General features: G+C 48.1%; 7 protein-coding genes. 5 read left to right on the top strand and 2 right to left on the bottom strand.

The window, feature by feature from the left end:
* The first annotated feature begins 64 nt into the window (after window positions 1-64).
* From Q0577_RS00590 to Q0577_RS00600, 3 genes are all read left to right on the top strand, one after another.
* Complete coding sequence (locus Q0577_RS00590) at window positions 65-403, top strand: hypothetical protein (protein ID WP_298731739.1); 339 nt, start codon at window positions 65-67, stop codon at window positions 401-403.
* Between the two features lie 91 nt (window positions 404-494).
* Window positions 495-2945, top strand: a complete 2451-nt coding sequence (locus tag Q0577_RS00595) for a TonB-dependent receptor (RefSeq protein WP_298731741.1) — start codon at window positions 495-497, stop codon at window positions 2943-2945.
* Between the two features lie 267 nt (window positions 2946-3212).
* Window positions 3213-5102, top strand: a complete 1890-nt coding sequence (locus tag Q0577_RS00600; protein ID WP_298731743.1) for a family 20 glycosylhydrolase — start codon at window positions 3213-3215, stop codon at window positions 5100-5102.
* A 62-nt stretch (window positions 5103-5164) separates the two neighbouring features.
* Here the strand turns inward: Q0577_RS00600 and Q0577_RS00605 are convergent, their stop codons facing one another.
* Together Q0577_RS00605 and Q0577_RS00610 are read right to left on the bottom strand one after the other, a co-directional pair.
* Window positions 5165-5539, bottom strand: coding sequence for a DUF983 domain-containing protein (locus Q0577_RS00605; protein WP_298731745.1), 375 nt, complete (start codon window positions 5537-5539; stop codon window positions 5165-5167).
* A gap of 173 nt (window positions 5540-5712) precedes the next feature.
* A complete protein-coding gene (locus tag Q0577_RS00610; protein ID WP_366883629.1) occupies window positions 5713-7458 on the bottom strand; it encodes an ABC transporter ATP-binding protein in 1746 nt (581 codons plus the stop codon).
* A gap of 321 nt (window positions 7459-7779) precedes the next feature.
* Between Q0577_RS00610 and Q0577_RS00615 the strand changes: the two genes are divergently transcribed.
* Together Q0577_RS00615 and Q0577_RS00620 are read left to right on the top strand one after the other, a co-directional pair.
* A complete protein-coding gene (locus Q0577_RS00615) occupies window positions 7780-9909 on the top strand; it encodes an elongation factor G (protein WP_298731749.1) in 2130 nt (709 codons plus the stop codon).
* A 508-nt stretch (window positions 9910-10417) separates the two neighbouring features.
* A complete protein-coding gene (locus Q0577_RS00620) occupies window positions 10418-14059 on the top strand; it encodes an RHS repeat domain-containing protein (protein WP_298731751.1) in 3642 nt (1213 codons plus the stop codon).
* The last annotated feature ends 93 nt before the right edge of the window (window positions 14060-14152 follow it).

Genomic DNA, 14152 nt, shown 5'->3' on the forward strand with positions numbered 1-14152 from the left:
CCTTAAATGATACAAAGTTGCAAATCGGCGTTTTTTCCTATCTTTGTGTTCACTAAACCGTTAGGTGAAAAAGCACTGGATACATAAGGTATTGGCTATCATACTGCTGGGAGTGTTTGCACTGCATACCACCCCCCGGGAGTTCCTGCACCTTTTTGCTCCGCACCAGGATACGGTAGACCCGCATTCCTGCACTTCATCTGACGGTCTCGCTTTTTCCGTTAAACACCAGCACTGCGAATTCCTGCAAATAGCGATAGAGCCCTATGAGCAGGCAAATGTTTATCACGCCCCGGTGGCCCGGTCCGTACGCTGGATATATGCACAGCCCTATATCCCTGAGGTCGTAAAGATCAGCCATGCAGACGCTTCCCTCCGTGCGCCCCCGTCTCTTTTTATCTGATACCCACTCTCAATTATTAGCAACTAACAACTAATGACCAACTACCCGTCATTAGCATCTGTTTATTCGTTACTCTATTCTTAAAAAATTTATGCAAACGCTGCGTATACTTATTGCCGGAGCACTATGCTTATTGTTACCTGGCCTTTCATCTTTTGCCCTTCCTGCCGATGAAGGTTATGACAATACTTTAAAAGGGAAGATCACCGATAAGAACAGCCATGGCCCGCTGCCTGGCGCTACTATATATTTGCCCGATCTGCATGTAGGCGCTTCCGCCGATGCACAAGGCAACTATACCATCAAAAACCTGCCAGCCGGAAGATTTGTAGTGGAGATCCACTATATAGGTTATGCCGCCTATACGGCCTCCATCAATATTAAAGGCGCTACCAGCCAGGATTTTGAACTGTCTGAAACACTGATCGAAAAGAACGAGGTAGTGGTAACAGGCGTGAACCTGGCCACCAACGTAAAACAGAACCCTGCACCCATCAGCGTCATCCGCAGGGATTATCTTGATCAGCATATCTCTACCAACATCATCGATGCCATTGCTAAAATACCGGGCGTGAACCAGCTCTCCACCGGACCGGCGATCTCCAAACCCTTTATCCGCGGCCTGGGTTATAACCGCGTTGTGGTAATAGGAGATGGGGTACGCCAGGAAGGCCAGCAATGGGGCGATGAACACGGTATTGAAATAGATGACTACAACGTAGGAAAGATAGAAGTGCTGAAAGGCCCTGCCTCCCTGGTATACGGCTCTGATGCACTGGCAGGGGTGGTGAACATTGTACCGCCTTCCATCCTGCCCGAAGGAAGCGTGAAAGGCAATTTTGCCGCCAACTATCTTAACAACAACGGCCAGGTTTCCTACCATGCAGACCTGGGCGGCAACCAGAACGGCTTTAGCTGGAGTGTATACGGCACCCAGAAATGGGCGCACGATTACAAGAATAAATACGATGGTTACGTATTCAACTCCCGCTTTAAGAACACCAACTACGGCGCCAGCATCGGGCTGAATAAACACTGGGGATACTCCCGCCTGAGCTTTACCTCCTTTAACCAGAACCTGGGCCTGGTAGAAGGGGAGCGCGACAGCCTCGGACGCTTTATACAGGTAGCGAATGTGGACGGCGGGGAAGTGGAAAAGGTGGCGGATAATTTTAAGTCGTACACCATCAACATGCCGCAGCAAAAGATCAACCACCAGAAGATTGTGTGGGATAATAATCTTTACCTGCACAACGGCGGCCGACTGGGCATTACCCTGGGCTATCAGTATAACCAGCGCCGTGAGTATGAAGATGTGCTCCTGCCCGATGAACCAGGCCTCCGCCTGCAGCTGAAAACCTTTAACTACAGCCTGAAATACTTCCTCCCCGAGATGGCAGGATGGCAAACTACCGTCGGCGTAAACGGTATGCAGCAAACCAACCGCATCTCCGGCGATGAGTTTCTCATTCCCAATTACGACCTCTTTGATTTCGGGGCTTTTGCCATCACCCGCAAAACCTTTAATAAACTGACCCTGAGCGGTGGCTTCCGTTTCGATACCCGCTCAATGAAAGGAAAAGCTTTATACCTGGACGAAGAAGGCGCTCCCATTCAGCAGCCTAAAGACGAGGGTACTACCAAGTTCGCCGCCTTTGACCGCAACTTCTCCAATGTATCCGGCAGCGTGGGCATCAGCTATGAAGCAAGCGACAGGGTGATACTGAAACTGAATGCTGCCCGTGGTTTCCGCGCTCCCAACATCGCCGAACTGGCAGCGAATGGGGTGCACGAAGGCACCATCAAATATGAATACGGCAACAACAACCTGAAACCGGAAGTAAGTACGCAGGTGGATGGCGGAGTGGAGTTTAATACACAGCACGTGTCGCTCGGCGCCAATGTATTCTATAATCACATCAGTGACTTTATCTTCTCCCGCAAGCTGCTGAGCGCCGCAGGTACAGATTCTATTCCCACGGAAGATAATGATGATGGTTACTCCGCTTTCAGGTACCAGCAAACCAATGCTAACCTGTATGGCGGTGAACTGTTGCTGGATATACACCCGCACCCGATTGACTGGCTGCACTTTGAGAATACCTTCTCTTATGTGCGCGCTACCGCCGGCAATGCTACAGACTCTACCAAATACCTGCCCAACATTCCCGCAGCCCGCTGGCTGAGCGAATTAAGAGGCAATTTTAAGAAGGTAAGCGGCTGCCTGCGCAACGCCTATATCGGCCTGCAGATGGACATGAACTTCAAACAGAACAACGTGTTCAGTGCATATGAGACAGAAACACCTACTGATAGTTATACCTTATTGAATGCAAATCTGGGTACAGACGTGGTAAACAAGAACAATAAAACTTTGTTCTCATTACATTTTGCAGTGAACAATATAGGCGATGTGGCCTACCAGAGCCACCTGAGCCGCCTTAAGTATGCTCCTGTTAATGAGCTCACCGGCCGTTCAGGGGTGTTTAACATGGGCCGCACTTTTAGCGTGAAAGTAGCGGTGCCGATAGATTTTAAATAGAAAGAAAAGATTGCTTCGGCCGGGCTCCCCGCAGGCCCGAAGGGTCTCGCAATAACGAACGCGAGGCCCGCCCTGCGGGTTGGTCCTCCGCAATGACGGCGTTGAAGACCCTCCGCCGTCATTGCGAGAAGCCGCGCGGGAATGTGCGGAGCGCGACGAAGCAATCTTCTTTAAACGTCAAACAGGTCTTCCATCCCCCATACATCAATAAAACTTGCATTCCTATCCCCATCCCCCTATATTTACCCCTATCGCAAATCTTATTTCATGCAAAAAATAATGCTCTTCACCTGCGCCCTCCTCGCGCAGCTCTGCTCATTCGCCACAGATTCAAGCAGGATCAAACTCATTCCGGAACCCGTCATGCTCAAAGAACTGCAGGGCAATTTTAATCTGAACAAGCAAGTAAATCTTGTCATACGCGGTGAAGACAAACAACTGAAAGGCACGGCCCAGTGGTTTACCAACCAGCTCAACGCCATGACAGGCATCGATATAAAAGCCGGAGACCTTGGCGCACCCAATAACATTACCCTCGAACTCTTAACCACTCACAACAAATCAATAGGCGAGGAAGGCTATACCCTGAGCGTCACAACTTCCGGCATCCACCTCCAGGCCAACACGCCCGCGGGTATCTTCTACGGCATGCAAACCCTGCTGCAGATGGTTCCCTTACGGGACACCGTAAAATCTACCGCCACCCGGTTTAACATTCCCTGTGCGGAGATCACGGACTACCCCCGCTTTGGTTGGCGCGGCCTCATGCTGGATGTCAGCCGTCATTTCTTCACCAAAGAAGAAGTAAAGCGCTATATAGACGAAATGGTTAATTATAAATACAACACCTTTCACTGGCACCTTACAGACGACAACGGCTGGCGTATCGAAATAAAAAGCCTGCCCGAGCTCACGCAGAAAGGCGCCTGGCGTGTGGAAAGGGTAGGGCGCTGGGGCACCTTTGCACCGCCGCAACCCGGCGAAGCTGTTCCCTATGGCGGTTTCTACACCCAGGAAGATATTAAGGAGGTGATCCAATATGCACAGGAACGTTATGTAACCATCCTGCCCGAGATTGATGTGCCGGGCCATAGCTTATCCATGATCGTAGCATACCCTAACCTGTCCTGCACACAATTGCAATACATGGTAGGTCCTGGCGACAGCCTCCGTAAAAAGAACGATAATGTGCTTTGCATTGGCAACGATTCCATCTTTACCGTACTGGATAAAGTATTCACCGAAGTGGCAGCCCTCTTTCCCAATAAATACATTCACATTGGCGGCGATGAAGCCTACAAAGGCTTCTGGGAGAAATGCCCCAAATGCAAACGCCGCATGCAGACCGAACATCTCAAAGATGTGCACGAACTGCAAAGCTGGTTCGTAAAACGGATGGAGAAAATGTTATTGTCCAAGAACAAAAAGCTGATAGGCTGGGATGAAATACTGGAAGGCGGACTGGCGCCCGAAGCTACGGTAATGAGCTGGCGCGGCATGCAGGGCGGCATTACGGCTGCACGGATGAACCATCATGTGGTAATGACGCCCTGGGACTTCGTTTACCTGGACCTTTACCAGGGAGAGGCCGCTGCAGAACCACCCACCTATGGTATGTGCCGCCTCAGCGATTCCTATAACTATGACCCCGTACCGGATAACGTGGATGAAAAATATATCCTCGGCGGACAAGGCAACCTGTGGACAGAATCCGTGAACACCTTCCGCCATGTACAATACATGACCTGGCCCCGTTCACTGGCCCTCGCAGAAGTGTACTGGAGCCCTAAATCCAAGCGTAACTGGGATGATTTCATCAACAGGCTGGAAGCACAGTTCCCACGCCTGGATGCCGCCGGTGTCAAATACGCCCGCAGCGCTTACAACGCGATTGCTACCCCTGCAAGAGATAAAAAGGGTGAGCTTAAAGTCAGCCTGACTACCGAGATCAAAGGGCTCGACATTTACTACACCTTCGATAACTCTGATCCGGATCCTTTCTATCCCCGTTACAACGGACAGCCCTTAACTTTTCCCAAGGGAGCCGCCCAGATAACAGTGGTCACTTACCGCAACGGTAAGCAGGTAGGAGAGCAGTTTGCGATCAAAAAAGAAGAACTGGAAAAGCGCCTCTTACAAGGCAGGCATATTTACTAAGCAGCTATAAAAGAGAAGCGCCCGGGCTATCATAACCCGGGCGCTTTTCTTTTTTTATTTATTTATTGAATTGTTTTGGTTGCATGTCCGTTCACCGGATCGGGCAACTGCTCCGTACTTTCATCGTAGTACACAAAAAAGTAGAGGTAGATCACCCGGCTGATACGCATCAGCCATGGCTGGAACACCAGCAGTATCACACCATTCACGCCCAGCCAGATGAAGACGCTGTTATCTCTCCATGACAGGCCGAAAAACAACCAGAACCAGATAAGGTTAAACACAGAAAAAGCTACACCCAATGCATAACTCACATAGCCTGTTCCAAACCAGAACCCGGTTTCCAGCTCAAATTGCTGTCCACATACCGGGCACTGCTCATGCATGTTGAATATCCTTGAGAACCGCCAGTGAAAAGGATTCTTATTCCTGTACATGTCACCCCTTCTGCAATGAGGGCATTTCATTTTCAGCATGCTAAGAAAATAATTCGGACGCTTTCTTTCCATATGGCGAAGGTACAATAAACTTGATTTTCAAAAGTTGATAGTTTGCAGGTTTAACGCCCTCAGGCTTACCCCTTTGGGACCACCCTCAAACTCTCAAACATTTAAACTTTCACCCCAGACATTTCACGCTTTTCTCCAATCTGCTGTCTCCACATCGCATAGTACAATCCTTTCTCCGCCAGCAGGCTGCTATGGGTACCGGTTTCAATGATGCGTCCCTTCTCCAGCACGTATATACGATCTGCATGCATAATGGTAGACAAACGGTGAGCGATCATCACGGTAATATGCTCGCGGGTGGCGGTCACCTGTCTTACTGTCTGGCTGATCTCTTCTTCTGTGATGGAGTCCAGCGCAGAAGTAGCCTCATCAAATACCAGCAGGCGGGGATGGCGCAGCAGCGCGCGTGCAATGGAGAGCCGTTGTTTTTCACCGCCGGAGATCTTGATACCGCCTTCACCGATCACGGTATCAATGCCTTTGTCGGCCCGGAGCAGGAGACTCTGGCAGGAAGCCTTCTGCAGTACTTCCATGATCTCTTCATCTGTAGCGCGCGGGTTTACAAATAACAGGTTCTCTTTGATACTGCCGGAGAACAGCTGGGTATCCTGCGTTACAAAACCTATCTGGGCGCGCAGCTCTTCAATATCAATTTTCGTACTGTCCACGCCGTTATACAGGATAGTTCCTTCATCCGGTTTGTAAAGTCCCACCAGTAATTTCACCAGGGTGGTCTTACCGGATCCGGAAGGCCCTACAAAAGCGATGGTTTCGCCAAGGTTCACCGAGAAATTGATATCGTCCAGCGCTTTATTGGCGGCTGTCAGGTGTTTAAAACCCACATGATCAAAGGTGAGCTCATCTATTTTGTTAACAGGTACGGGTTTATCCGGCATCACTTCCACCGGTGTGTTCAGTATGTTCTGGAAGTTGAGCAGGGAAACCTGCGCTTCGCGGTAGGCCAGGATGATGTTACCCAGTTCTTGCAGCGGTCCGAAAATAAAGAAGGAGTACAGCTGCAGGGTAAACAGCTGGCCTATTGACACGGTACCGGGATACAGCAGGTACAGCAGCAGGAACAGGATGCTGGAACGCAGCAGGTTCACAAAGGTGCCCTGTACAAAACTGATACTGCGGATAGTGCGTACTTTCTTCAGTTCCAGCATCAGTATTTTGATGGTGGTAGAGTTCAGCCGCCGTATCTCCTGGTTGGTGAGCCCAAGGCTTTTTACCAGCTCTATGTTACGCAGTGATTCCGTAGTAGATCCTGCGAGCATGGTGGTTTCTTTCACGATGGTCTTCTGTACGGTTTTAATCTTCCTGCTCAGTACGTTCATCAGTACGCCCAGCAGGATACAGCCGCCAAAATATACAAACACCAGTGACCAGTGCACTTTAAAAGCATAGATCATCACAAACACAACGCCTACCAGTGAGGTGAACAGCACGTTGATAAAAGAGGTGATGAATTTTTCTGAGTCGGTGCGGACTTTTTGCAGTACGGCCAGTGTTTCACCGCTGCGCTGATCTTCAAACTGCTGGTAAGGCAGGCGCAGTGAATGCCGCAAGCCATCAGTATACACCCGGGCCCCGAACTTCTGGATGATCACATTCACAAAGTAGTCCTGGAAAGCCTTCGCAATACGCGATACCATCGCCACGCCGATAGACGCCAGTATCAGCATCAATACCCCGTTGAGGTATTTGGGCATGGAGCGGGCAATTTTGCTGCCATCAATGGTTTCCACCTGCGGATGGGAAGCAAAGCGGTCAATGATCAGACCGAAGATATATGGATCCAGCAGGGAGAATACCTGGTTGATCGAAGCCAGCAGTAAAGCCAGCATTATAAGCCACTTATAAGCTTTAAGATAATAGAGGAATAATTTCATGGTGGTAAAGAATGCTTAATGCTAAACGCTGAATGCAGAAAAGCGTCTGTTTTTGCTTTCTGCGTTCAGCGTTTAGTGTGAAACGCAAAGATACGGGAAAACCCTCATTCGATGTTGCAACATCTTTTTATAATTGCTGCCAAGTTTACGTAAAATATGTTAACTTAATAGTAACTAGTTCCACTTATGAAACCCCGAGGCTCCGTCTGGCCATGCAGCACTTCCCGGATGAGCCCCTGAGGTTCCATCCGATCTTCACGCTTAAAACAATAACGGATGAAAACGTATGATGAAAAACACATTAAAAACATCGTACTGCTAGGCGCCGCCAAAAGCGGAAAAACTACCCTCAGCGAAACCATGTTATTTGAAGCCGGCATTATCAATAAGCGCGGCTCGGTAGAAGAAGCCAACACAGTATCCGACTATCACGAAATAGAGTATGAAAGGGGAAGCTCCGTATATGCTACCAGCCTGCACACCGAATGGAGAGATTATAAGATCAATATCATAGACACCCCGGGCCTGGAAGACTTTATCGGCGAGGTGATCTCTTCCATCCGCGTATGCGATACCGCCCTGCTGCTTTTACACGCCCAGTATGGGGTGGAAGTAGGCACTGAGCTGATCTGGGATTATGTGGATAAGTACCGGAAGCCTACGATACTGGCAGTGAATCACTTAGACAACGAGGAGGCCAACTTCAACAAAGTTGTGGAGGATGCCCGCCGTATATTGGGGACCGCCGTTACCATTATGCAATACCCTGTTAATCAGGGTATTGGTTTTAATTGCGTGATCGATTTGCTGAAAATGACGATGTACAAGTTCCCTGCCGATGGCGGTAAGCCGGAGAAGCTGCCCATACCCGACAGCGAAAAGGAACGGGCAGACCAGCTGCACAACGAGCTGGTGGAAAAAGCAGCCGAGAACGATGATACCCTTATGGAACACTACTTTGACAAAGGCAGCCTGGATGAAGACGAAATGCGGGAAGGGCTCAAAATAGGCATGCTGAAACACCAGGTGTTCCCCGTATTCTGTTTATCGGCCAAGAGGAACATGGGTAGCGGCCGTTTGATGGGATTTATAGACAACGTAGCCCCTTCAGCCATAGAAATGCCCCCCGAAGTGACCGAAGAGGGGCAACCCATTCCCTGCGATCCCGCTGGTCCGGCCTGCCTGTTTGTATTCAAAACCCTCCTGGAACCGCATATCGGGCGCCTGTCTTTCTTTAAGGTATTGTCCGGCGAGGTGAAAGCCGGGATGGAGCTGGTCAACGAAAAGGGCAATACCACGGAGCGACTCAACCAGTTGTTCATAACGGACGGGAAGAACCGCAACCCGGTAGACCGGCTCCGCACCGGTGATATTGGCTGCAGCCTTAAACTGAAGAACACCCTCACTAATCATACCCTGAACGATAAATCTTTCACCGGGCAGGTAGATCCCATTCATTTCCCCCCGCCCAAAGTACGCGCCGCCATCGAAGCCCGCAACAAATCAGACGATGAAAAGCTGGGCGAGGTGCTGTCGGAGATCCATATGGAAGATCCTACCCTGGAAATAGAGTATAACCGCGAACTGAAGCAGGTCATCCTCCACGGACAGGGAGAATTGCACCTGGCCGTTACCAAATGGCGCCTGGAAAACATTTATAAGATGCAGGTAGATTACCTCCCCGCCAAAATACCCTATCGCGAAACCATCCAGAAACCCGCTCTCGCCTCTTACCGTCATAAGAAACAATCCGGGGGCGCCGGGCAGTTTGGCGAGGTGTATATGAAGATAGAGCCCTACTATGAAGGCATGCCCCCCTTGAAAGAATTTCCCGTACGCGATTCGGAAGAAATTGCGCTCAACTGGGGCGGCAAGCTGGTGTTCAACAACTGTATTGTAGGCGGCGCTATTGATGCCCGTTTCCTGCCTTCCATCCTCAAAGGCGTGATGGAAAAGATGCAGGAAGGCCCCCTCACCGGCTCTTATGTGCGCGATGTAAGGGTGAGTGTATACGATGGTAAAATGCACCCGGTAGACAGCAACGATATCTCCTTCAAGATCGCCGGCATGATGGCCTTCCGCGACGCTTTCCACCAGGCGGCTCCCCAACTGTTGGAACCTGTATACGATATTGAAGCCACTGCCCCCGACTATATGAGCGGCGACATCATGAGCGAGCTGCAAAGCCGCCGCAGTATTATCACCGGTATGGATTCCGTGAACAGCAACCAGGTGATCAAGGCACGCACCCCCCAGGCTGAGCTGGATAAATTATACGCCGCCCTGCGCAATATTACCCAGGGAAAGGCCAAGGTAAAGGCCAGTTTTGCGGAATATGCACCGGTACCAATGGAATTGCAAAGGAAGCTGTCGGAGGAGTATAATAAGGTGGCGGTGAGTAGTTAGCCGCAGGTAAACATTACGAAAACACGTTTATACTGAGCACCCTGGTAGGGGACTGGGGATATATTTGCGATGCTATGAAATATTTAGACGCGATATATTCAATTGTGTTTGGGGTATTCAGGAAAAAGAATTTGTTTTGTGCTATCGAAGCTATACCTGGAAAGTACTGTTGTTACCCATTTGTATGAAACCGGACTTTCTCAGCACTCGTTAATGCTAATGCTCCTGATCGTGTGAACGCATGTACTGTGCGTAGATGAGTGCCATTTTTGTAAAATATTATTCAACCATAATTCGATGTAAAACGTTGGTGTTATGTCCAGATCCCTTTCCCTACTATTGTCGTTAACCGGTATCTTCGGGAGCTTCCAAGTTACTTTTCCGGAAACATGCAGCTTGCTAGGCCAGCCCAGAAAACACCATCGCCTTAATTCTTTACAAACTGCTGCAGGTTACTCCTCACATTGATTTGTATCCATTTACACAGCATTATAGAATACCCTGTTATATGAAACTGAGATTTATTGTTCATGCTCTTTTAGTTGTTGTTGCGATCAGTATATTGCATCTCTCTGCATCATCCCAGGATCAGCGTGGGAAATATGCGGACGTATCTATCTCATCGCCAACAGCGGCGTCCCTTGGTAAATATGCAGATATCCCTGTAAATTATCATACGGGCATTCCGCAAATTGAAATACCGCTTTATACAGTAAAGGAAGGCTCGCTGTCACTGCCCATTAGCTTGAGGTACCACGCGGCAGGTTTAAGGGTGATGGAGCCCGCTGGTTGGGTGGGTGCGGGATGGTCCTTGAACGCAGGTGGCGTTATCACCCGGAAAGTGAGAGGGGCGCCGGATGAAAGCGGCAACAGCAACGCAATCAGAGGCCATTTCAGTGACTACGGTTACAGCAGCTATCTTACAATTGGGCAGTCTGGCGGTTATCCCCAATCCAGCGGCCCTGCTGCGCCAAATGACTATCAGTTTTTACACAATCTTTACGATGGTGAGGCTGACCTGTACTTTTTCAATTTTGGAGGGTACTCTGGTAAGTTTTTCTTTGATGATGATCGTCGTCCAGTGGTTGTTGGTGGAGAGGATTTGAAGATTGAATATTACTATCCGAGTGACGATCCTAACGACCCCGCCAATACGCATACGTCATTCAGTGCAAATATCTATGGTTTTATTATCAGCGTTCCCAGCGGCGACAAATATTATTTTGGAATTAACAAAGGAGGTACAGTTTCTGGCGCAAATCCTGTGGAGACGACCTTCCCGTATTCTGCCAGTCATCAGCTTTTAACAGAAACGGTCATCTCAAGTTGGTATTTAAATAAAATAGTTTCGGCCGATGGAATGTTCACTATCTCCTTCAAGTATGATGCAGAAGATTATAGCTATTATTCAATCGCAATGTACCCGGTGGATGCAGAAGCTATACAAGGCCCATTGGAATATGAGCTGGTCAAGAATCTTATTTCGGGCGTACGTTTGAGTCAGATCAGCTTTTCAAATGGAAATGTTGACTTTATACCTGCAAATGCTCCAAGGCTGGACTTGAGTGGAGAATTGATTGGCGGCCTTAACGAAACATCCAATACACAAGGCAAAGCGTTAGCAACTATATCTATATCCGGCAGGAATAATTTTTGCAAGAAGTTCCGCTTCGCTTATAGTTATTTCGAGGATAATGTGAGCCCGCTGGCGACCGCTTTTAGCTTTTACAACATTCAATCCGATAAAAAGCGCCTGAAGCTTGATAGCTTAACAGAACAGTCATGTGATAGCGCTTTAATCGTCAAGCCTTTTTTGTTTAGTTACTATAATAATTTTGCAGCACGGCTCCTGTCTTTCTCGCAGGATCATTGGGGATTTTACAATGGAGCCTATAATCCTGTTACGTTAATTCCCACCTACTCCAAAAATAATTTTACGTTTGTCCACGGTGCAGATCGCGATGCTAAATGGCCGCAGATGCAATGCGGGGCGCTCACAAAAATAACATACCCTACGGGTGGTAGCGACATCTTTGAGTTTGAACCCAATACTACCTGGGTAACAGATACCCGGTATGACGAGCAATACAAAGCAGCTTACACTGTTGGGTATGATGGTAATGGATTCGCCTCCTGGAGTAATCTTTCTTTTAACAGTAACTATTATAGGGTGGTATTGTCCAATGCTTCGTGTCCGGGTACCTCGCCATGTGGTGCTTCGGCCCAGCTGATAGCGGCTAATGGAACAACTGTTTTGGGGGTAGGAGCAGGCGGGGGTGAGTCTTCCTCCCAGATCGTACAGATTCCTGCAGGAACTTATACCCTTAATATGTCCAGGTCAGATGCAAGAAGTGGAACGAGTGGTGCCCAGGTGACCTTTTATGAAATTGTTCCCACACATATACAGAACAATGTAACAGTAGGAGGTCTGCGGATCAAATCCATTACCAGGGATAACGGAACCGGCCTGAATAACGAAGTAACCAACTATACATATGATGTGAATGGACAGTCTTCAGGAATACTATATAGCAGACCGGTATATGTGCAAGTGGTAAGGAACGATATACTTGCCCAGGAGGGATGGCCGGGGAATATTACCCACACCAACTATGCTCCTCATGGCTGCCTTGCAGTGGAAGGGGCCAGGCAGAGCTATTATAAATCTCCTTGTGGAATAATACCTATGGCTACTACACAAGGTAATCATATAGGATACAATGAAGTAAAGGTGAGCCAGAATAGTAACGGTTACAGTATATACCGTTATTACGGCTCAAATTTATGGGACTTAAACCATGATGACGTCGCTTACAGGGATATAGATCCTTATCAATGTGATTTTTCGATACCCAATTATCCCTCGGCGCCCGTCCCCTTTGAATATAAGAGGGGATTATTGAAATATGAAGGACATTTTAATGAGAGTGGCCAAAGGATTAAAGACATCCAGTACAATTATATTTTTGACAGTAGCAGGGTGGCAACTCCTTCCTATATTGTGAAAAGCGGCAACGGGGCGTCTATGCTGGGCACCTTATACGAAATAAGAGGATATTGGAAAAAGGAAATTCAGAAGATTGAATCTACATGTATTCCCGGTGGTGCCTGTCTTCAAATAACAAAAAAAGAATACTTTGAAAGCCCCTATCACCGACAGGTTACGCGAGTTGTTACAACTGGTTCAAAGGGAGAAAGCGTGGAGGCAAAAATGAAATACGCACTTGATTACCGGCTACCTGATTGTGATGGCATATCTGATGGCATAGCGCAATATATCAGCGCCTGCAACGCATGCGATGCAGCTATGAATGCAACATTAAGCAATACCAGCCTGACGCGGGATTACAGGTTTATTGCCCGTGTAGATAACAGGATATGTCGTGCTGAGGCAAGAAAAAATTTTGCTTTATTGCGAAAGAACAATTTTACTGGCCTCACAAATGCATTTCAATCTTGCATGGCTGCCGGTAAGGCCAATGCTAATGGCGATCTCAAGCCTATATTGGAATTACAGATCCGTCGTTTTAATCCAATCATTGAAAAGACGGAATGGAGGGGTGGTAAATTGACTGCCGCAGAATTTTATAAATTTGATTTTTTGAGTACCCCGGCCACCATTCCAAGTTTGAGCAAATTACAATGGATAGATATAGCTGCACCGCTAGGCAATTTTGCAACATCAGCTGTAGCTGGTAATACTGCCCTTACCAAAGATCCCAGGTACAATGACCAGCTGTCCTACCTGTTCGCTAACGGAAACATTGTAGAGAAGAAGAAAGTGAATGATATAAATAACGTCTATTTATGGGGGTATAACTCAAGATATCCTGTGGCTAAGATAGAGGGAAGCGATTATAATACAGCCAAAGGTATCATTAATCCCGCCATTCTGGATAATGCAAGTGGACAGTACACGGAATCGCAGATCAAAACGGAGCTTAATAAGTTGAGAACCAATTTACCAAACGCGCAGGTATCAACATACACCTACTCCCCTCTGGCCGGGATAACGTCAGAAACCGACCCTTCCGGTAAAACAACCTACTACGAGTACGATAATCTCGGCCGTCTGAAGCTGGTTAAAGACCAGGATGGTAAGATCCTTAAACAGTACGATTATAAATACATGGTGCCCATTAATCAATAGTTAGAATTCTTTGAAATAAAGCCAAATGCGAAACATTTCTTTATATATAAGACGGATCATTTGCAGTCTGATGTTTATACCCGGCTCCGCCGC

The organism is uncultured Chitinophaga sp., assembly GCF_937898475.1.
In the GTDB taxonomy this organism is placed as follows: Bacteria; Bacteroidota; Bacteroidia; order Chitinophagales; family Chitinophagaceae; genus Chitinophaga.

Coding starts and splice junctions, on each gene's coding strand:
- Q0577_RS00595 (WP_298731741.1), top strand. CDS start 495: ATGCAAACGCTGCGTATACTTATTGCCGGAGCACTATGCTTATTGTTA.
- Q0577_RS00600 (WP_298731743.1), top strand. CDS start 3,213: ATGCAAAAAATAATGCTCTTCACCTGCGCCCTCCTCGCGCAGCTCTGC.
- Q0577_RS00605 (WP_298731745.1), bottom strand. CDS start 5,539: ATGTACAGGAATAAGAATCCTTTTCACTGGCGGTTCTCAAGGATATTC.
- Q0577_RS00610 (WP_366883629.1), bottom strand. CDS start 7,458: ATGCTGGCTTTACTGCTGGCTTCGATCAACCAGGTATTCTCCCTGCTG.
- Q0577_RS00615 (WP_298731749.1), top strand. CDS start 7,780: ATGAAAACGTATGATGAAAAACACATTAAAAACATCGTACTGCTAGGC.
- Q0577_RS00620 (WP_298731751.1), top strand. CDS start 10,418: ATGAAACTGAGATTTATTGTTCATGCTCTTTTAGTTGTTGTTGCGATC.